This is a genomic window from Terriglobus sp. ADX1 (assembly GCF_036877645.1).
In the GTDB taxonomy this organism is placed as follows: Bacteria; Acidobacteriota; Terriglobia; order Terriglobales; family Acidobacteriaceae; genus Terriglobus.
The window spans coordinates 78,615-99,180 of sequence record NZ_JAEDXV010000009.1 but is presented as its reverse complement, the minus strand read 5'-3'; the positions used below and the strand labels follow the sequence as shown (position 1 = coordinate 99,180).

Annotated in this window: 13 protein-coding genes; 3 read left to right on the top strand and 10 right to left on the bottom strand. The window is 57.7% G+C overall.

Features of this window, described 5'->3' with window-relative positions:
• Positions 1-61: 61 nt before the first annotated feature.
• Complete coding sequence (locus JAO32_RS08095) at positions 62-889, top strand: prolipoprotein diacylglyceryl transferase (protein WP_334239285.1); 828 nt, start codon at positions 62-64, stop codon at positions 887-889.
• Here the strand turns inward: JAO32_RS08095 and JAO32_RS08090 are convergent.
• From JAO32_RS08090 to ileS, 7 genes are read right to left on the bottom strand one after another with little or no spacing between them, the layout of a single operon-like run.
• On the bottom strand, positions 886-1,575 hold the full coding sequence (locus JAO32_RS08090; RefSeq protein WP_334239283.1) for a M48 family peptidase: 690 nt from the start codon (positions 1,573-1,575) through the stop codon (positions 886-888). The genes JAO32_RS08095 and JAO32_RS08090 overlap by 4 nt on opposite strands.
• A 23-nt stretch (positions 1,576-1,598) precedes the next feature.
• Complete coding sequence (locus JAO32_RS08085) at positions 1,599-2,162, bottom strand: hypothetical protein (protein ID WP_334239280.1); 564 nt, start codon at positions 2,160-2,162, stop codon at positions 1,599-1,601.
• Complete coding sequence (locus JAO32_RS08080) at positions 2,152-2,664, bottom strand: hypothetical protein (protein WP_334239279.1); 513 nt, start codon at positions 2,662-2,664, stop codon at positions 2,152-2,154. The genes JAO32_RS08085 and JAO32_RS08080 overlap by 11 nt, the downstream gene beginning before the upstream one ends.
• 36 nt (positions 2,665-2,700) lie before the next feature.
• On the bottom strand, positions 2,701-4,020 hold the full coding sequence (locus tag JAO32_RS08075) for a tetratricopeptide repeat protein (RefSeq protein WP_334239277.1): 1,320 nt from the start codon (positions 4,018-4,020) through the stop codon (positions 2,701-2,703).
• Positions 4,017-6,983 carry an excinuclease ABC subunit UvrA gene (uvrA, locus tag JAO32_RS08070; protein ID WP_443082580.1) on the bottom strand — a complete coding sequence of 989 codons (2,967 nt, stop codon included), beginning with the start codon at positions 6,981-6,983 and terminating at the stop codon, positions 4,017-4,019. The genes JAO32_RS08075 and uvrA overlap by 4 nt, the downstream gene beginning before the upstream one ends.
• Positions 6,984-7,038: 55 nt before the next feature.
• Complete coding sequence (gene lspA, locus JAO32_RS08065; RefSeq protein ID WP_334239367.1) at positions 7,039-7,581, bottom strand: signal peptidase II; 543 nt, start codon at positions 7,579-7,581, stop codon at positions 7,039-7,041.
• 14 nt (positions 7,582-7,595) lie between these two features.
• Positions 7,596-10,463: an isoleucine--tRNA ligase gene (ileS, locus tag JAO32_RS08060; RefSeq protein ID WP_334239273.1), complete on the bottom strand. Its 2,868-nt coding sequence runs from the start codon at positions 10,461-10,463 to the stop codon at positions 7,596-7,598.
• Between the two features lie 396 nt (positions 10,464-10,859).
• On the opposite strand from ileS, the gene JAO32_RS08055 reads away from it, so the two are divergent.
• Complete coding sequence (locus tag JAO32_RS08055) at positions 10,860-11,834, top strand: energy transducer TonB (protein ID WP_334239271.1); 975 nt, start codon at positions 10,860-10,862, stop codon at positions 11,832-11,834.
• Between the two features lie 68 nt (positions 11,835-11,902).
• On the opposite strand, the gene JAO32_RS08050 is transcribed toward JAO32_RS08055, so the two are convergent.
• From JAO32_RS08050 to JAO32_RS08040, 3 genes are read right to left on the bottom strand one after another with little or no spacing between them, the layout of a single operon-like run.
• Positions 11,903-15,610 (bottom strand): UvrD-helicase domain-containing protein, encoded by a 3,708-nt coding sequence (locus JAO32_RS08050; protein WP_334239268.1) that lies wholly within the window; start codon positions 15,608-15,610, stop codon positions 11,903-11,905.
• On the bottom strand, positions 15,607-18,360 hold the full coding sequence (locus JAO32_RS08045; protein WP_334239266.1) for a PD-(D/E)XK nuclease family protein: 2,754 nt from the start codon (positions 18,358-18,360) through the stop codon (positions 15,607-15,609). Before JAO32_RS08045 ends, JAO32_RS08050 begins: the two co-directional genes overlap by 4 nt.
• Positions 18,361-18,367: 7 nt before the next feature.
• Positions 18,368-19,543, bottom strand: a complete 1,176-nt coding sequence (locus tag JAO32_RS08040) for an MFS transporter (protein ID WP_334239263.1) — start codon at positions 19,541-19,543, stop codon at positions 18,368-18,370.
• A gap of 73 nt (positions 19,544-19,616) precedes the next feature.
• Here JAO32_RS08040 and JAO32_RS08035 point away from each other — a divergent pair, with 73 nt between their 5' ends.
• Positions 19,617-20,516: an SCO family protein gene (locus JAO32_RS08035; RefSeq protein WP_334239261.1), complete on the top strand. Its 900-nt coding sequence runs from the start codon at positions 19,617-19,619 to the stop codon at positions 20,514-20,516.
• The last annotated feature ends 50 nt before the right edge of the window (positions 20,517-20,566 follow it).

The following is a 20,566-nucleotide window of genomic DNA, read 5'->3' as shown; positions in this document are numbered from 1 at the left end:
AGGTATAGCGTAACCGATGGAGGCGTTCCACGGCGCATCCTCGATATACTGGATGAAGCGCATGTTTCCGTATCTTCACCTCGGCTCAGTCACCCTGGGCACCTTTGGCATCCTGATGTGGCTTGCGGCCGTGACCGCGGCCTGGGTGCTGCACCGTTCTTTTGTCCGTGCCGGCGTTACAGCAGATGCGATTGTGGTGGTTGCCACGGTCATGATTGCTGGTGTAATCGGCGCCAAAGTTTGGCACGAACTACAGAATCCCTTTGCGCTGCGTATGCAGATGGAGGAGATCATTCTGCCCGGATGGCATGAGCCTGGGCAGGTGATTCTGCGTTTTCTGCATTGGTTTCAGGCGGGCTTTGCGTGGTTCGGCGGCCTTTTGTTCGGCGTGGGAACGCTAATGTGGCAGGGACGGTCGCTGAAGATTGGCGCGGTCCGCATTCTCGATTTTGCTGCTCCCGCAGCGGCTGTCGGCTATGGTGTGGGGCGTATTGGCTGCCTGACTTCTGGCGATGGCGACTACGGTATTGCCACGAAGATGCCGTGGGGCGTTCACATTCATGACGACGCGCTCGATCCGCCGCAGCCGAATCCTCCGGACCTGTTGGTTCACCCGACGCCGGTGTACGAGTTCCTGTTTTCTGTGGCGCTTGGCTGGTATCTGTGGGTGCGTGGACGGAAGAATCTGCCCATTGGCCAGTTGACCGGCGAATACCTCGCTATTAGCGGTGTCGGCCGTTTCCTTGTAGAGATCATTCGCCGCAATGAAAAGCTTTATTTCGGTATGAGCAACGCTCAGGTTGCCGCGCTTCTGACGATTGTGATCGGTCTGATTCTGATCGTGATTGCAAAGCGTCAGCCTGTAGTTGAACCTGCCGAAGCGATCTAAAGCTGCTTCAGAAAAGCCTTCGCTTCTTCCAGTTCGGGGAACAGACGTTCCTCGGCCTGGAATTCGCGAGAGTGTACGCAGCGGCGCCCGGCACGCACACGCACCGGATGCTTCAGGTGTAGCATCTCGTGATACATCAGGTACTCAATCGCATAGCGTGGCACCTTTGGCCCATCGAAGATGCGACTCACGACGATGGTGTTGTGTGCCGCGTCATAATGGCCAAGCATTCTGCGGGCGCGATGTGCGCTCCATGTCAGCACAGGACGCCCGAGTAAGCCGTGAAAGAAGCGGCGATTGATGGTTTCGAAGACCTCTTCCAGATCGTAATAATGGCCCACATGCGTGTGAATCTGCTTGCGGCCACGCGTTTGCCGCGCCTGTTCTGCCTGTCGGCTTACCGCATCAGATTGCGTGTAACGGCGGTAACGGTCGTTATGAAATGCCTCGATCGGCTTGCGGTAGAGCTTGGCGAGAAGGATGTGTGCGATGGCCTGCAGCACGGAGGGTGGTGCGCCTTCCAGCAAGTCCGAGAGACTGACATGCAGGCGGCCTTCGCGCAGACGGATGGTGGTATTCAGTGAGACAAATCGCCGGAATTTGATTTCAAACGGAGGCATAGGCGCACGCGGGCGAAGATCGCGATACGCAACCTGAAATATCTGCTGCAGTTCCAACGGTGTCACTGCGAGTAGTGTAAATCCCCACGTTATTCGTGATGAATTTCGCCGACGCCACCCGGGTTCGCATCCTTATCGGGCGGATGCGCTTTGAAGTATGCAGCCTGAGCCGGAATCATTTCGGTGACCTCGGACTTTACGTCGGAGACGGTTTCCAGCGCCAACTTCCTCGTCAGTTCGTAGCTATCGTCGACCGGAGGCTGCTTAAGCACGCTTTCCCACCGCTCCATTGCTGTTACCAGCTTGGGGAGTGGTTTTCGCAGATCGCGATGGGCCTTGTCGTACTCTTCGAGATTGTCCTCAAACTCATCGACCAAGCCTGCAATCTCTTCCATGTTCTGTTTCAGGTCTTCGCGGCGGCCCTGCGCACGCTTGTCGGCCAGGATGGATTGCATGCGCTGCACGCGGGTTTCGATGATCTCCTGAAATACGACCACGCGATGCGCCGGGTCGGCGGCGGCATCGCGGATCTTTTCTTCTTCTGCTTCGGATATGGCCGTGGAATGCCTCTGACCATGTGCGGAAAGGGCACACAGTATGACCCAGCCACATAAACGGAGAACGCGTTTCGCCACCATTTGCTTATTTGGCAAAGACCGCACTCAACAACGATGTCTGCGCCTGATCCAGTCGCTTGAGAGCCGACTGCACCACGGGTTTCATATCGCCGGAAGCTTCGCGCACCAGGTCTTTCAGCCGTCGATTCGTGGTGTGCAACAGCATTTCGGCCCTTTTCAGACCTTTGCTGTCCAGTTTCAGCGTAATTTGCATCTGCGTCGTACAGGCTTCCAACTGTTTCAGCGTGGCCTGCGCTTGTTCTTCGTCGCCATCAGCGAGCTGTTTCGTAGCCAGTAGGCTGATTTTGTCTGCCAGATCGGCGAACATCTGCATTTGCTCGCGCGGTGGAGCCTGTTCCGCGCGCAATTGCAGCGTGGCAATCATTGAGGGATCTATCGTTGCAAGATTATCCGCTGCATGCAGAGCCAGCGGCATCAAGGCCATCATGGCGCCGCAGCATGCGGCGGCACGAAGACGCGAGGGTAGCGAAGGGGGAATTACGTGAGACCGAAACTGCGAGGGCACTGCGAAATGCATAGCACACCTCCCCAAAGCCGGGGCACATACGGAGGCCTACTTGGTTCTAGACAGGACTTGCAGCCGCTGCTGCGCCTGCCACTCCTGATCCGGATACTTACCGCCAGACTGTGACAGAAACTGGCGGTATGCTTCTGCCGCCTGTTTCGTGTGATGCAGAGTATCATGCGCCGATGCGGCCAGAAATGTAAAGGGGGCAGATGAGGGGGCCAGCGGTTCCCGGATGGCTAACGCTTTCAGCACCGTGACGGCGTCCTTATTGGAGGAAGCCGCGAACGCCAGTTCCCCCGCCGCCTGCGCCAGGGCCGCTTTGGAGGGGAATTTGTCCGGCTGGGATACCGCCTTTTGCAATAGCGGTTCTGCTTCCGGCGACCGCCGAAGCCGGATAAGCGTATCTGCCGCTTCCGTCATTAATGTGACGTCGTTCGGCGAAGCTTTCAGGAGCGCGGTGTAGATCGGCTCGGCCTTTTCCGGGGAGCCCGCTGCCGAGTATGCCCTCGCCAGAAGCATGGTTACGGCCGCGTTTCCGGGTTCGTCTGCATGCAACGACTCCAGGACCGGTACTGCGGCTTCCGTTTTGCCCTGCAGTAACTGCTCCGACGCACGCTCCGCCATCAGCGCATGATTACCTGGATGTTGCGCGAGCGCACTGGTCAACACCTGGTCTGCCTGGGAAAATTTCTTGGACCGGGTCAGCATTCGGGCGTATCCCAGGGCTACATCCACGCTGGCTGGGCTAAGCGAGAACGCGTGTGCATAAGCTTGCTCTGCGGCGGCATCGTCGCCCATCGCTTCGGCGATTTCAGCAGCAGTGGCGGCATCATCTGGTGTTTCGGGGGCGTACTTCAGCGCTGAAAGCAGATCATTGCGCGCCATTTCCGGGTTCGATTTCAGATCAATCTCTGCAAGAGCACGCCACGTTCGTGCCAGCAAATCCTTCTCTGCACCTTCGATCTTCGTTGCAGCGCGTAGCTGCTCTTCAGCTTTTGGCGTTTCACCCATTCGCGCATACAGCAGGCCCAAGGAAATTCGTGCTCCTGCATCATCGCTCTTCAATGAAATGGATTTTGCGTAAGCAGCGGCAGCTTCTATGTCGTGATTTAATGTGTCCTGGGCAAATCCGAGATCGTAGAACACACGCGCGTTGGACTGCGCCTCCGTGGCCAGTGGAGTCAGCAGCGTGACTGCGTCGGCATACTTACCGTTGGCGATAGCGTCCTCGGCCTTCGCTAGCGTTGCTTGCGAAGCGGGGGGCTTAGCCTGTTCCTGTGGAACCGCCGATGTGGTGCCAGGAGGCATTTCCATCTGCGCCGCTGCGGGGAGGGAAAACAGTAATACTGCAGCCAGAATCCTCATGCGACTGCGCCTCCCAATACGGGTTTCAGGAAGCGCCCGGTGTACGATTCCGGCACACGCACGATCTCTTCCGGTGTGCCTACTGCCACGACCTGACCACCTGCGGAGCCGCCTTCCGGGCCCATGTCGATGATCCAGTCGGCGCTCTTAATGATGTCCATGTTGTGCTCAATCACAAGGAGTGAGCCGCCACCATCGATCAGCTTGCGGAAGGCTTGCAGAAGCGTTGCTACGTCGGCAAAGTGCAGGCCGGTGGTTGGTTCGTCCAGGATGTAGAGCACACGGCTTGCGGACTTCTTCGTCTCACCACGGCTTGAGGTGGAACGAATGTTGGCCAGGTGTGAGGCCAGCTTGACGCGCTGTGCTTCACCGCCTGAGAGCGTCGTCGCCGACTGCCCAAGACGGACATAGCCGAGGCCGACTTCTTCCAGCACCTGCAATCGTTCCACGATCTTCGGATTTCCCGCGAAGTAATGCACTGCATCGCGCACGGTCATGTTCAGCACATCGTGAATGTTGCGGTTCTTATATTTGATGTCGAGAATGCCCGGTTTGTAGCGTGTACCGTTGCACTCTTCGCATGGCAGTTCGACATCGGCAAGAAACTGCATCTCCACTGTGACGGTGCCGTCGCCTTCGCAGGTGTCACAACGGCCCCCGGGGACGTTGAAGCTGAACGAGCCAGCAGTGTATCCCTTGCGCCGTGCATCCGGCTGGGAGGCGAACAATTCGCGGATGGCATCGAACGCCTTGATGTAAGTAACCGGGTTGGAACGCGGCGTGCGGCCTATCGGCGATTGATCAACGAGGACGACTTCGCGAATGAAGTGTGTTCCGGTGATCTCGCGGTATAGCTGTTGTACGTCGCTGCTTACGCCTTCTACACCAAGCGAAAACTCCAGTGCACGATGCAACACCTGGTGAACAATGGTGCTCTTGCCAGAGCCGCTGACGCCTGTGACGACGGTTAACATTCCTAACGGAATCTCGATATCGACGCCACGCAGGTTGTGGATGCGCGCGCCCTTGAGCTTGATCATTTCGCGCGTTGGTTCACGCCGCTCCGCAGGCACAGGAATACGCGAACGTCCGGAGAGGTACTTGCCCGTGATGGAGTGATCGTCCTTACGGATCTCTGCAACGGTTCCAGTCGCCAGCAACTGGCCGCCAAGCTCGCCTGCGCCGGGGCCGAGGTCAATCAGCCTGTCGGCGCTGGTGATAACGTCGGGATCATGCTCCACGACAAGGATGGTGTTGCCGAGGTCGCGCAGTTCGTGAAGAATCTTAACCAGTTTTGCGGTATCGCGAGAGTGTAGGCCAATGGAGGGTTCGTCCAGCACGTAGAGTGCTCCGACCAGGCGTGAGCCCAGTGATGTTGCGAGCTGAATACGCTGCGATTCACCACCGCTTAACGTGGAGGAGAGGCGGTCCAGCGTCAGGTATTCCAAGCCAACCTGTTCCAGAAATCCAATGCGCTGTCGTACTTCTTCCAGGATCTTTCCGGCGATTTCAGTTTGTGCAGGCGAGAGCTTTAATTCATCAAAGAATGCACGTGCTGCACTGATCGTCAGACCTGCGGCTTCGCATATGTTCTTTTCATTGAGCAATACTGCGCGTGCTTCTGCACGCAGCCGCTGGCCACGGCAATCCGGGCACGGCGCGTAGCCGCGATACCGTGAAAGAAATACACGCACATGCAGCTTGTATTTCTTCGTGTCCAGCAACCGGAAGAAGCCACGAATGCCCGGAAAGCCTGTGCCGCCATCCCAGATTGCATTCTGTTGTGCCGGTGTCAGGTCATACCACGGTGTCTTCAGTGGGATGTTGTTGGCTTGCGCAAAACGCTTCATCACGCCGTGATATTCGCGATACTTCGGCTTCGTCCACGGATCAATCGCGCCCTCGTCCAACGTCTTTGACTTATCGGGAATGATGAGGTCCGGATCAAAGTCGATAGTGTTGCCAAAGCCCTGACAGCGGGGGCATGCGCCGAAGGGATTGTTGAAGCTGAACAGCCGCGGCTCCGGGTCGCGATAAGCACGATGACAGTTCACGCACTCAAATGCAGCAGAGAAGCGCAGTCGCTGTGGTTCGCTCTCGTCACGTGGGGCAGTAAGAAAGACAATCTCGCCACTCTCGCGATAGCCGGTTTCAATTGCGTCCACAATGCGCGAACGCACATCCGCGCTCACACTCAGACGATCGGCGAGGACATAGATCGGTTCGCTGAAGTTCAGTTCCAGCAACGATTCCGGCGTGGAGAACTCTACGATGTTGCCGTTCTGAAAGAGACGATTGAAGCCTCTGCGACGTAGCTCAACAAGGCGCTCCTTCAAAGGCTCAGAAGGGTCTACGATCGTTTGTTCCGCGCCCTTTGCTTTCTTTGCCGCAGTTTTCTTTGCTTTTGGCTTAGGAGATTCTTCCTCGACAGGAGCGGCAAACTCCTGCATGGGCTCCAGCACTACCTCACGTCGCACAATGGGGAACAGCGCATAGAGTCGCGAGCCTTCCTCCATTGCTAATACCGCAGTGGCGATCTCATCGACTGTGTCGCGCTTCACGATGCCGCCACAGTGAATGCAGGTCACGGTGCCACAACGCGCGTATAGCAGGCGCATGTAGTCGTAGATTTCGGTAGCAGTGGCTACGGTCGAGCGCGGATTGCGTGTTTGATTCTTTTGCTTGATGGCGATGGCCGGTGCGAGGCCGTCCATGTGCTCCACATCAGGCTTTTCGATGCGCTCTAAGAACTGACGCGCGTATGCCGAAAGCGATTCGACATAACGGCGTTGGCCTTCGGCATACACAGTGTCAAATGCAAGTGAACTCTTACCTGATCCCGACACGCCGCTCACGACGGTGAGCATGTTGTGCGGGATGTTGACGTCGATGCCCTTGAGATTATGCGTGCGTGCTCCGCGGATCACGATGTGATCGTTGGGGGAGACTGCTTTTTGTTCCACCGCGACGCTCCCCTCCTGATCAGAGTGAAGTGGAGTAGATGGACCTGTTTTCTTTTCAGGCGCCACGAACTTCTCCTTCAGATGCAGAGGCGGCATCTTCCTGTGGCCAGATCATCTCTGCCAGCAGCAGTACTGCGCCCACGCAGATGGCCGAATCTGCAACGTTGAAGTCCGGCCAGTGATACGTGCCGATGTGTACTTCCAGAAAGTCCACCACGTAATGCAGCACGGCGCGGTCGTATAGATTACCTATCGCTCCACCCAGAATCAGAGCGAAACCAACGCTTGCCGCAGACCATGTCTTTCCATAACGCCATAGCAGGAATGTGATCCCGATTGTGACGAGGAGCGAAAACACCACGAGGCCAAGACGTACCGCAATGGGCGAAGCGGAATCCGCAAACATGGAAAACGCCGCGCCCGTGTTCAGCACATGCGTAATGCGAAACACCTTCGGAATGACGACAATGCCTGTGCCGCTTTCGATATGCGTTGCCACAACAATCTTCGTGATCCGATCAAGCGCGATGACGGCGACTGCGATTAGCAGTAGCCACCATCGCGCATCACGTGACGTTCTGGATTTGGAATGCAGCATCTCGCTCAAGATGTCTACTCCTGTGCGTAGGGTTGAAAGCCGATCTTCTCCAGCGCATCGGCGCACCGCGCGCACACCGTGGGATAGCGGCCTTCGCTGCCAACGTCATCGGTATAGCGCCAGCAGCGCTCGCAGCGCGTTCCTTCAGCCTTTACAAAACGAACCTGCAAGGGAGCGTTTTCAAGCTGCTTCAGAACAACCTGCGATACACCAAACAGCTCTGGCAAGTGACGTCCGTACTTTGCCAGTGCGATTGCGGTTTCACCGGCCGGTACCTCGACTTCGATGCGAGCTTCGAGCGCCTTGCCGATCTCCTTTGCCGCACGCGCAGCTTCCAGCACTTTCAGCGCAGCTTCACGGACGGTGCGGATCTGTGCCATGTCCTTCAATAGTTCAGACGAAGCAGGCGCAAGATCAGAAGCCGCAGGGAACTCCGCAATGTGAACACTCTTCGCGCGTCCCGCAACTTCCGGCAGATAACCCCATACCTCATCCGCAGTGAACGAGAGGATGGGAGCGATCAACCGCACCAAGGTTTCGGTGATCTTCCACACCGCAGTCTGTGCGCTCAAACGGCGCGTGTCTTTCGGCGCCAATGTGTAGAGTCGATCCTTCAGCACGTCGAGATAGAAGGCAGAAAGTTCCGAGTTGCCGAACTCGTTGAGTGCGTGGAACACACGATGAAATTCAAATTCGTCGTATGCCTTGCGAACCTTTTCGACAAGCTCAGAAGCGCGCGCCAGCATGTACTGGTCAAGCGCCTCCATCTGATCCCATGCCACCACTTCGTCCGTTGCAGGAACGAAGCCGTCGAGGTTGGCGAGGAGGAAGCGGAAGGTGTTGCGCAGCTTGCGATAGATCTCTTCGGCAAGGCGCTTCATCAGCGGTACGGATGCGATGACATCTTCGCGGAAGTCGACCGATGCCACCCATAGGCGAACGATATCGCCGCCAAGTTCATCCATCACCTTAACCGGATCGACGCCGTTGCCAAGTGACTTCGAGAAGGCACGACGTTGCTCGTCCAGCGTCCAGCCAGAAGTGGCGACGTACTTGTACGGTGCAACGCCGCGAATGCCGACGCTTGCAAGCAACGATGAATGGAACCATCCGCGATGCTGATCGCCGCCCTCGGTGTACATGTCGGCGGGGAAGCGCAGCTCCGGTTCTGTTTCGAGCACGGCATGCCACGATGAACCCGACTCAAACCAGACGTCAAGGATGTCCATTTCCTTGCGGAACTCTGTTTTGCCGCACTTGCAGCTTGTTCCTGCGGGCAGAAGCTCTTCGGCGGTGTACTTGTACCAGGCGTCGGCGCTTTCCGCTTCGAACTTCTTCACAATGGACGCATTGATCGCGGCATCGTTCAGCGGTTCATGACACTTCTGGCAGAGGAACACCGCGATGGGCACGCCCCAGATGCGCTGACGGCTAACGCACCAGTCCGGACGTGTCGCAATCATGTTGCTGATGCGCTCCTGTCCCCATGCCGGATCCCATGTGACCTTGGCAATTTCATCCAACGCGCTCTGGCGGAAGGTGCGGCCGTCGGGCATCTGCGTTTCCATGCCGATGAACCACTGCTCCGTGGCGCGATAGATCACGGGCCGGTGGCAACGCCAGCAATGCGGATAGCTGTGATGGATTTCGCTTTGCGCCATGAGCGCGCCACGATCCTTCAGCAACTCGATGATGGGCCCGTTTGCTTTGTGAACGTTCAGGTTGTCGTATTCCGGAAGGCCATTGCGAAGGCGTCCTGCTTCATCGACATCGCATGCCTGACTCAACGCATATTTCTTGCCGGTAGCAAAGTCGTCCGGACCGTGCGCGGGAGCGGTGTGAACGCCGCCGGTGCCTTGTTCCGTGGTGACGTACTCTGCCATGACGCCAAGGATCTCGCGCGGCAGGAACGGGTGCGCAAAGGTTGCGCGTTCCAGCTTTTGACCGTGGAAGCGAGCAAGGATTTCGAACGCAGGCAACTGCGCCGCAGCACTCAACGACTCCAGTAGGTCCATGGCAACGATGTACACGTTGCCTTTGCCCCATGTGGCATTGTCTTCCGCAATCTGGATGGCCGCGTACTCAAACTCAGGATGGAACGCGATGGCCAGCGATGCAGGCAGAGTCCAAGGTGTGGTCGTCCAGATCAGGCCGAAGACACTCAGGTTTTCCAGTGCGGGATCGATCTTTTCGGGTGCAGAGGTCAGCCCGTAGCGAACGTAGACGCTGGGCGAAGTGTGCATCTCATACTCGACCTCCGCCTCAGCGAGAGCGGTCTTGTCGTGCATGCACCAGTACACGGGGCGCAAACCCTTGTAGACAAAGTTCTTCTCGAAGAAGGCGTAGAACGTCTCCAGGATGCGGGCTTCGTAGCCGAAGCTCATGGTCAGATACGGATCATTCCAGCGACCGAGCACGCCCATGCGCACAAACTGGCTGCGCTGCAGATCGACGTACTTCTGCGCATATTCACGACATTGCTGGCGGACGGTCAGCGCGTCCATCTCCAGCTTCTTGCGGCCAAGTTGTTCGTCTACTTTGATTTCGATCGGCAGGCCATGGCAGTCCCATCCGGGGACATAGGGGGCGTCGAAACCGGCCATGGTCTTCGACTTCACAACGAAATCTTTAATGCACTTATTCAGCGCATGGCCCAGGTGAATAGCGCCGTTTGCATACGGTGGCCCGTCATGCAGGATGTATTTTTCGCGGCCCTCGCGGCTTTTGCGAATTTGGCCGTATAGGTCTGACTCGTTCCAACCCTGCAGGCGCGCCGGTTCATTGCCGGGCAGGTTGGCCTTCATGGGGAAGGCGGTTTTGGGCAGGTTCAGCGTGTCTTTCAACTGAACGGGCAACTGCTGCGGCGTATTCGCCTGATCCATCCTGTTCCTCGTGGGCCCCGGCTTTGACGTACCGGCACTTACGGCCAGTCGCTCCCGTCACAGCGCCCAAACTCTTATTGTAAGCGGTCTTGTGTCATCGCCGGAACAATTGGAACTTCTGCATCTCATACTTCGTACCTCTGCGTTGTGACTTATGCGGGGTTTCGCGCGTCAAACAGATACACGTCAGTTGGCGCTGCCGTGTACCCGGACCTGACGCCGGGGTATTCGCTTTTGTACAATGCGGACGGACGCCAAAGACGCCGCACCCTGGCTTGTGTACTCTGAAATCCGGCATTGTTTGTGAGCCGGTGGATCGAAACGAATCCGGAGCACGGCCACAGAAAGTTTTCCGCACGCGGTTGAAGCGTGCCGAGTGATAGAGATCAAGAGGCGATGGCGACAATACTTCAGGAACCGCCCACCGAACATAGCCGCCGTACCGACGCCGGACCAAACCTCGGCGAACCGGAAGAGCTGAAATCCACCAGCCCCTTTACGTCGCTGGTGGATAACATCAAGGATGTATTCTTTCCGGAGAAGCTTCCGCCGCTCGAACTGCAGTCGAAACCCATCGCGGTCGATAACCCGATGGACGTCAAGCGCGACCCGAAGTCGACCGCGGTCGCGGTCGTCGTCCATGCGCTTATCTTTTTGCTGATCTGGTACATCGGCAAGAAGGTCATCACCGTGGTGGTGGCCAAGAAGCCGCAGCTTACGCAAGTCACGTTTGACACGCCTGCGCCGCAACCTCCCATCAAAGCACCTGCCAAGCAGGCTATGGGTGGCGGTGGTGGTGCGCGTGATATCGCTCCTGTGACCAAGGGACGTCTGCCGAAGTTTGAGGCACACCCGATTGTGCCACCATCGAATCCGCCAAAGATTGAACCGAAGCTGACGGTGGATCCATCAATCAATGTGCAGACGAACCTGCATATGACGAACAACAACATGCCAAACCTGGGTATTCCGAATGCGCCGAATGTTGGCGTGGCATCGCTGGGTAATGGCAGTGGTGGCGGTCTGGGCAGCGGTAACGGCAATGGCCTTGGACCCGGCAGCGGTGGCAATACCGGCGGCGGTGCTTACAGAATTGGTGGCGATGTCTCCGCGCCTGTGCTGATCTACCAGGTGGATCCAGAGTTCAGTGAAGAGGCTCGCAAGGCAAAGTTCCAGGGCGAAGTTCTGGTGCACCTGATTGTGGATGCGCAGGGACGGCCTACGAATGTGAAGGTCATTCGCCCGGTGGGTATGGGGCTGGATGAAAAGGCACGTGAGGCGGTGGCACAGTACAAGTTCCGTCCGGCTCGTAAGGGCGGTCAGCCTGTCCCGGTAGAACTGAATGTTGCTGTGAACTTCCAGATCTTTTAACGAAGTTCAATCGGAGAAAAGAATGCCTGCATCTTCAGGATGCAGGCATTTTCCTTGTGTCGATAATCTTAGCCGAACAGTGAATACTGGCCGTCGGTATCTGGTTCTGACTCTGCAATATCAGTGGCGACTGGAGTCAGTGTTTCTGTGGCACTTTCGTAGGGCCACCAGATCAGGCGATCCATCAGTGGATAGAACAGGGCCAGATGAATTGGCGTGCCTGCCGGCAGGGTCAGACGGCGAACTTCTGCATAAGTGCGGAGCTGCGCTTCATATGCGGCGCGTTCTTCTTGCAGATAGGCGTTCCTATCCGCTTCGGTTTCGTTGGGACCAGTGCGGTCTCCGGTTTTGAAGTCAATGATCCAGAAGATGTCGTCGCCGGGCAGATTCGGTTCGCAACCGGCGAAGAAGCTTCGATCGAGACGAATGCGTGTCTCCGAACCGGCCGCGCCGGTGTGCCAGGCGGATTCGCCGGAAGCAGCGGTGTGAGGTGTCAGAATCCAGCGTCCTTCCTGACTTTGCAGTGTGGCCGTCAGTGCCCGCAGGACGGTGGCGGAGGCACGTTCTACAACCGATGGCGGCAGTGAACCTGCACGCAGCGTGGCACGGATAGCGGGTTGCCAGGACTGCACGGCGTGGAGCAGGAAATGCGCAGCTTCTGTAACGGTTTCGCCAGTTACGATGCGCGCTGCCAGTTCGTTGGAGAGGCGGTCCACAAATGCGTGAATGGCATTGCCAACCGCTCGCGCGCCGAATGTTCCGGCGGGTCGGGCGAATGGCTGCGTAGCGGGAGTGGTGTTTGCGCCGGGAGGTGTCGTTGAGCGAAGGCGTTCTACGGCGTGAATATCCGAAGGTAGACGTTGAATGTTTGGCAGTCGGACTTCTCGCGCCGCAGGTGCAGGGAACGGAATGACTTCTGCGGCCGCTGCAAGGGCGAGTGTCTCCGCTTCTGCTTCTTCCGATTTTTCTGCTTCCGTGACGACGGGGATGACCACGTAGTTCTGTGCGGCTGGCCATGCTGCCTTCAGGAGCGTTCCAGCGCGGTTGATAACCTCGCCCTTCTGAGAAAGTTCGGGCGAGGCAAAGAGGTGCAGCGAGGTACGTGCGCGGGTAACGGCGACGTAGAAGAGGCGTTTAATCTCAGCGTAGGTTCGCGCGCGTTTGCGTGTACGGATGAAGTTCAGCAGAGCGCCGGGTTCGCCCCCTTTGCCTGGGAGTGGCGCCATGAGGACGTCGCCGGAGCCGTCTTCACCGCGGGTGGGCAGCTCCAGCCACTCCAGAGCGGAGTAAGTATCGCGTGTGGGGACGCGATGCAGGCCGGGGACGATGACGGTGTCCCATTCGAGCCCCTTGGCGCGGTGGATGGTCATGATGTCGATGGCGTCCGGCGCGTTGCCGGACCGAGCGAACAGGCGATCGAGGCGCCGGTTGAGATGCGGCAGGGTGAATGCTTCGCCTTCGGATTCCATCGCGTCGAGAACGCGCAGGTAGTCCGCAGCATTCTCGCGTTCGGTGGGTGTCAGGTACAGGTCCGCACCAAGGGAACGCCATGTGCGTTCCACGCGGTCTGCTAACGATTCCGTACCAGTATGGCGAAGCGCGCCGTCCAGAACGTCGAGCGTGCGCAGAACACGAGTCTTTGCATTCTCAGGAAGATTTCCAGCGCGCTCCCGAAGGCGATGACGCAGCGATTCCTTGCGATGTTCGGGGCGATCACCTGCAGCGAGCGTGTGCAGGTGTGCGAGTTCGATGCCACACCACGGGGCACGCAGTAGCGCCAGCCATGCAATGCGGTCCGCGGGATGGAGCAGAGCGCGTGTGATGGTGACCAGGTCGAGAACTTCCTGTTGTTCCGCGAGAGGCTTAAGGTCGACGGCGCGATAGGGAATGCCGGCTCGCTCAAGTTGCTTGGCAATCTCGATTACATGGTTGCGCGCGCGCGTCAGCACTGCGGCTTTGAAGGGGAAGTCCTTCGTGCTGCCTGCGTCGATACGGCGTTGTTTTTCCTGTTGCCATGCGGCACGTGCGGCTTTCACCACGGCGACAGTCTCGCGAGCTTCGCGTCGGATGGCGAAGCGGCGATTGCGGCGGTTTTCTGAAATATCAGAAGAGGTGGGAACAGCCTCGATGGTCCAGTCCATGCCTTCGCCGGGTTGCGCTGGATTGGCTGCGGTGGCGTCATGGAATACGACGTCACCATCGGCCGGATGATCCGCAGGAAAGATCGCGCGAAAGATCTCATTGAACTGCGAGACTATGCGACCACCGGAACGGAAGTTGGTTGTCAGCGGCAGCACCTGAAGAGGGATATCACCCAACCGCGCGTCGGACATGCAGTTCTGGAAGCGATCCACGCGAGCCTGACGGAAGAGATAGATGCTCTGCTTAGGATCGCCGACGAGGAAGACTGTTTGGCTGCGACCATCCCATCCGGCGGTGAGTTGTTCCAGGAGATCGTATTGGCCTGCGGATGTGTCCTGCATCTCGTCGACGAGAAGGTGGTGCAGACGGGTGCCGAATACTTCCAGCAGGCCGTTTTCCTGGGTTTGCAGCGCGGCGCGAGCAGACAGAGCGATTTCAGTGAAGTCGCAGACCTCTTCGCGGGCGAAGAGCAGTTTCAACTCGACGAGTGCGTGTTCCAGCAGTCGGAAGAGTGCTTTGGAGACGCGCCATTGATCTTCCGGATAGGTGGCCTCCGGAGCAAACGCACGCACAGCGTCCACGCGTCGAAAGAGTTCGTCACAAGCGATATCTTCGAAGATGGCTTTGAGCCGGTCGGCGTCATCTTTGAAGAGTTTTGTGCCGATGTGATTGACGCTAAATGCAGCGCGGAAGCCATCTGCTTTAAGCATGAGGCGCGCAAGGGCTTGCCAGTGTTGGAGGTCTTCCACCGTGCTGCCGGGCCGATTCTGTCGACCTGCGCAAGGCAGTAGCGGGTTGGGCTCGTCCTTGTAACCGGGCTCGAAGGCGTGGCGCTCGGCGATGCGAGCAATCTCGTCAAGCGTACTGTCCTCGAAGCCTTCACAGGCTTCAGTCAGCGCCGCTTCAATCGTGCGGCGCAGTGATGTGTTCAGGCGCGGCAGTGTGACGTTTTCAAGGTGCTCTTCCGTGAGGCGCTCGCCGAGGGGAATGAGGCTACCCCACTGGTCGCGTGTGGCAAGCATTTCGGCAAGGACGCGTTCGCAAAACGGAAGATCGCCATCGCGGTGTAGCAGTACAGTTTCGATTGCCGCATCCAGTACCGGATCGCCGCCGCCGAAGCGCATCATGACGGCGTGCGCTGCTTGAAGATAGAACGGCCGCGGGTCAGCAACAGGACTGACGGAGGACATGCCGCCAGAGGTGATCGGCAGCGACTGCACGATCAGCGCGCAGAGTGAGTCGATGGTGCGGATGTTGAGAAGGTGCGGACGGTCGAGGATGCGCCAGTCGCGTTCTCGGTCGCGCTGCAATACGGCTTGAGCCAAACGATGCGTGAGTAACGCGAACTCGTCCTTCGGAGCTTCCGTGGCGATGCTGGCAGTGCGGAGCGCCTTCAGAACACGCTCCACCATTTCTGCCGTGGCCTTCGTTGTGAAGGTAAGAGCAAGGACTTCTGCAGGATCGTCTACAGTGCCTAGCAGCTTGAGGAAGCGCTGAATCAGCAACCCCGTTTTGCCCGAGCCTGCGGGCGCCTCCACGATGCAGGACGAAGCAATGTCTAACGCAGCCTCGCGTTCGCGCAGGTCAGCAATCTCGTGCGGCAGAGCTTCGGCTGTGGGGAACGGGACAATCATGCTGCGCCCTCCTCATCCGTCTCCTCCAACGTGTCATCGTCGGGTTCTAGTCGTGTTACATCGACACGGCACAACAGGCGACTTGGGCAGCGCTTGCAGGTGGTGAGGTAGTCCTTGGGTTCCACGACGGCTTCGCCTCTGGCGAAGGCTTCGGCAAGCGCTGTGAGATCGCGTTGCCACTCTTCCATCCGTTCCTGAAAGCCGGGTTCGGTGCGGCGGTTTTTGGAGGCCTGATCGCCGAGGAGTGCACGATCGCTGAGCATCTCCTCAAAGTTCATGCCGAATTTGCCAACACGAACACGCCCGAACGCAATGCCTTGCACATCCGGGATACCGCTGGCGATGGCGTACAGCGGAAGTTGAGGTGCGTCGGGACGGTCGCCAAACCAATCTTTACGCTCTGCTGCGCCTGTTTTGTAGTCGATGAGCAGCGTGGCTTCACTGCCATCCGCAAGTGGAACGCGGTCGATACGGTCCACGCGAAGTTTCATGGCAAGTGGACCAATCCTGGCTTCGCCAACTTCTACTTCCATGCCTTCCACGCGAAATGGCTTGCGAAGGAGCTCGAAGTCGAGCCAGTCGGAGAGCAGGCGATGGAGGCGTTTGCGCTGCACTTCAATGTAAGCGCTGTCCCATCCGGCGGCGGGGCGTGTTGGTAGAGCGTGCGCAACGCATTCGGCCAAGAGGGTATCGCGTGCTGTCGTGCCATCCGCATATCGAGTCTTGCTAAGTGTTGATAACTGTTCGTGTGTCTTGCAGTTATCCCAAAATAGCTGAAGTGCCGTATGAACTTCGTCGCCACGCTCTCCGGCGGAAAGACCCGCTTCTATAGTTTCCATCTCGCGAGTCTGAAGGCGATGCAGCGCAAAGGCACGGAAGCCGCATTGGGCTTGTTCTGTCAGGATTCCAACACCGCCCGACGCGATGCCGGAGAGACTCGGCAGCGGGAGTGGGTCGACGGTTTCATCGAGTGGGATCGCGGCTGGAACGCCGAAAACAGATGCGTTCTCGCGTTGGAGATCAGGAAGTGCAGACACCAGTGGCGAGGGACGCAATTCTCCTTCCGGGCGGGCTACAGCGTAGCTAAAACAGGCGGTGCCTGTGCTGTTGAGGCAGCGCAGCGTGATCTGTTGAGCGGATTCTTCGTCAACAAGAGTGTCTGCTCCAGGCATGTTCAATGTGCGTTGAAAGCGAGCTGGAAGCAATGGACTCGGCGAGGTGTATTGCGGCCATGTCTGTTCGTCTGCGTGGAGAAACCAGAGGAAGTCGCTAGTGTTTCCGGCAGCTTCGGAATGCGTCATCACCTGAATGGGAGCGCCAGTGTTTTCCGGAGCGAAGATGGTCTCGTGCAATGTGGCCACGAGTGTCTCAAGCCATTCTGCGAAGGTGGTGTGTCCGCCGAGAAGATCAAGTGTCGCTACGCGATCAAGTGTTTCGTTCCAACGCTGGTGCGCTTGAAACTCTGCGCTGTTCAGATCATTCCCAGGCCATCCTGCTGTTTCCAGCAACTTGCGAGCGCCGTCGGAGAAGCTGGCAAAACTATGCGTCGCCTGTGTCCACGGGGCAGCTGCTTTTGCAAGGTCTTCCAAACGGTTAGAGGTCTGGAGATCTTCTTTGTGCAGAAGGCGTTGCGCTTCACGCAGGGTGATGGTTCCGCTAAGGCCAGTTACGCTGCGAAATTTGCGTGTATTGCGTAGCGTCCAGGCTTCCAGTTCAGCTCCACGCTCAGGGGATGGCGCCAGTGAGAAGAAGGCATTGCGGAGAATCGCTCCTGCATCTTCGACGGAGACGGCACCTGTGCACCAGCGAAGCAGAAGCAGTGCATCCGCAACCATGGGAAGTTGAGGTAGTGGGCGCCCGGTTGAAAACTCGTAGGTCGCGTTGTTGTGAGTCTGTGTGACGTCATCTAACCACGGTGCAACTGTGGCGCGAAGAGCCCGTTCCAGTACAGAGCGGCATTCTTGCAGATCAGGTACGACGATGGCGATTTTTGCGGTGTGATTGACTCCTAGCATGTCGCGCGCCCATTGGCAGCATGCGTCGATTTCTGCATGAGGATCACTGCAGCGGACAAGCGTTGGTGGCGCCTGCTGTGGCATGTGTGCAGGAAGATGCTCGATGGTTGCTCCCGCACGTTCCAGCGCATTCAGCAGCGATCGTTGTGATGGCAACTGGGCATCGAAGCCGTAAAGAACGTATTCCTTGTCCGGTGTGAGAACCTTGCGGCGGAAAAGGCTGCTGAGTTCCGCGTCGAGATGCGAGGCGGGTAGCAGTTGTTCGCTTTGGCATGCGCTCAGAAAATCGCGATACCAGCCGTGAAATGCTGCTGTGTCCGAGAGTGTGTTCGCCGGTGTGCGGGCAAAGCTGTCTTCCAGGTCATACGCACCAAGAAGCCGTAGAGTTCGACTGCATTGGCGAGCAACGGAACGTGCGGACTGCAAACCCAGATCGCCGGACGCGTCCAGGATTCGCATCCACAGAGATTGCTCCTGAAGGCTGTTTAGCAGAACCGCAGAGGCATGGCCGTGGAGGATGGCGTCGTTCCAAAGCGAAGAGGTCCAGGCGCTCCACGAGAACATACGCGCCGGTTGCCAAGCGGTGAGGCCCTCGTTGCGCTGCTCCTCGTCATAGAGTTTGGTCAGCGTGCGTGCGGAGCGGACATTGGGTGTCAGAACTGTTGCGCCGCGCAGCATGGCCGTCATGATGTCGCCGAGGCGGTTGGTTTGCAGATTCGTTGCGGCGGCTGACATTCTCCTTTTATACGCTTTTAGCTTGTGTGGAAGAGCGGGTAAATACCGCCAATACGATCAACAGGAGCAGCCCTATGAATGGAATGGCGAGGGCCGTGCGCAACGATCCGGTGCTGCGGGAGACCACGCCAAGTAGCAGAGGAAGGATGGCTGCGCCTATTCCGGAAAGGGCGATGATGATGCCGGTTTCGCGTGCCGAAGCCCCGCGGCCAAGCATCGTTGACAGAACCAGTGGAAACCATGCTGCGAGAGAGAGTCCAAGCAAAGCAGATAGTAGTGTGATCGACACAGCCCCACTGGAGCGACTCAACAGCGCAACGATCGTTGTAGCGGTACACAACGTGGTGATCAGGAAGACGCGCTCGCGGAGAAACTTCAGCAGTAGGGGAGCGAGCGCTCGACCGCCTGTAATGCCGATCCAAAGTGCCGTTGCGCCCAGGGTGCTGATACGGAGAGTGGCATTGCCGTAACGCGTGCCGAATGTGGTGATCCATCCACTAAGGCACGTCTCCACGCCGCCGTAAAGGAGAAGCATTGCGGCAAAGGATAGAAATGCGATGCGGGGAAGATGGCTTTCCGTGCTTTGTGTCTGTTGTTGCTCCTGCGATAGGCTTCCGCGAACAGACCATACGGCCCACGTAAGGACGATGACAAAGAGAATGGTCGCTGCGACAAGAACCGTGGGCAGTGATATCGACGACAGAATGCTTCCCAGGAAAAACGGTGCGGTGACTGCGCCTAAACTCCACGTGAAGTTGATGAAAGACAGTGCGGAGCTGCGTTGCTCCTGATAGCGGTGTGCCGCAAGCAGGTTCACAGATGTCAGCATCTGTCCCACGCCGAAGCCAAGCGGGATGAGCGCTACGGCATCCCAAAGAACTCCCGCATGCAACCCGGCGCAAAGCGCAAGAAACATAAAGCCAGCGGCTGCGCTGGATATTCCGCGAACGAGACAGTAATACAGGCGATGCGATGTGGTGATTCCGCCGAAGAATGCACCGATGAATTGCGCGGTGAAAAAGAGGCCGCTGCCAGAGTCTGTGGCGTGGGCGCTGGCGGCGAGAGCCGGAAGAACAGGGCCGAGAAAGACGGTGCCGAACCCCGAGAGCAGCATGGCTGCGTGAAAAAGCGATAGCGAAGGCTCCGGCGTGCGCTCGGACGGCGCAGCCTGAAATGCAGACATGGTTCCTCCCGGCTGGCCGTCGCCACCGCGGCGCTCGACTGCCTATTACCTCTCGCAACGTATCATGGATGTTATGAAGTGGTTTTTCCGGAATGCTGTATTTGCCGTTGTGTTGTCCGCTGTTGCAGGGCTGGCGGGATGCCGTAAGTCAACGGAGCACCTGAGCAGTACGACGCAGGCCTTCACAATCAAAGGCACTGTACTGGCCGTGGATCAGGAAAAGGGCGAACTCACCCTTCAGCATGAAGCCATTCCCGGCTTCATGGAAGCCATGACCATGCCCTACAAGTTGGAACGACCTGAGATGGCGAAGGAGTTTCATCCCGGCGATATCATCCGTGCACGTCTGCTGACGGAGAAGGACTCCGATGGCGTGTATCAGCACACGCGCCTGAATGAGATTGCTATTCTGGCGCAAAAGCATCTTGATGTAACTCCGACGGCGAACTATCACGTTCCCGCTAAGGGTGATGCAATTCCTGATTTTGAAATGACCGATCAGGATGGGAAGCCGTTCCGTTTTGCTTCGTTGAAGGGCAAGGCAGTGTTGCTGACGTTCATCTATACGCGCTGCCCCATTGGGGATTACTGCCCGAAGATGAGCCGCAATTTTCAGGCGATTCGCAGCATGATGCAGAACGACGCTGCTGTACGTGACCATGCTGATTTTGTTTCGGCTTCGTTTGATCCTGCGTTTGATACGTCGAGCGTATTGCGTGCGTATGGAAAGAACTATGTTGGCAGCGACGATTTTTCACACTGGCAGTTTGTTCGTCCGAAGAATGACAAAGAGCTGAAGGCAATGGAGCAGTTCTTCAACGTGGGTGCTACTCCGGAAAGCAACGGTAGCCTGACGCATTCGCTTTCGACTGTTCTGATTGATCGCGACGGACATATCGCGGAGTGGTTCCCTGGTAATGAGTGGGATCCTGCCGATGTCTACGCAAAGATGAAAGCGCTTACTGCAAAGTAACGCGCGTTTTTTCAACGATCGCAAGAAAGCCCATGAGGGAGGGGCACAAA

Bases quoted from the DNA above. Each gene is read 5' to 3' on its own strand.
- JAO32_RS08095 (WP_334239285.1), top strand. From the start codon at position 62: ATGTTTCCGTATCTTCACCTCGGCTCAGTCACCCTGGGCACCTTTGGC.
- JAO32_RS08080 (WP_334239279.1), bottom strand. From the start codon at position 2,664: ATGCATTTCGCAGTGCCCTCGCAGTTTCGGTCTCACGTAATTCCCCCT.
- JAO32_RS08075 (WP_334239277.1), bottom strand. From the start codon at position 4,020: ATGAGGATTCTGGCTGCAGTATTACTGTTTTCCCTCCCCGCAGCGGCG.
- lspA (WP_334239367.1), bottom strand. From the start codon at position 7,581: ATGCTGCATTCCAAATCCAGAACGTCACGTGATGCGCGATGGTGGCTA.
- ileS (WP_334239273.1), bottom strand. From the start codon at position 10,463: ATGGATCAGGCGAATACGCCGCAGCAGTTGCCCGTTCAGTTGAAAGAC.
- JAO32_RS08055 (WP_334239271.1), top strand. From the start codon at position 10,860: ATGGCGACAATACTTCAGGAACCGCCCACCGAACATAGCCGCCGTACC.
- JAO32_RS08050 (WP_334239268.1), bottom strand. From the start codon at position 15,610: ATGATTGTCCCGTTCCCCACAGCCGAAGCTCTGCCGCACGAGATTGCT.
- JAO32_RS08045 (WP_334239266.1), bottom strand. From the start codon at position 18,360: ATGTCAGCCGCCGCAACGAATCTGCAAACCAACCGCCTCGGCGACATC.
- JAO32_RS08040 (WP_334239263.1), bottom strand. From the start codon at position 19,543: ATGTCTGCATTTCAGGCTGCGCCGTCCGAGCGCACGCCGGAGCCTTCG.
- JAO32_RS08035 (WP_334239261.1), top strand. From the start codon at position 19,617: ATGAAGTGGTTTTTCCGGAATGCTGTATTTGCCGTTGTGTTGTCCGCT.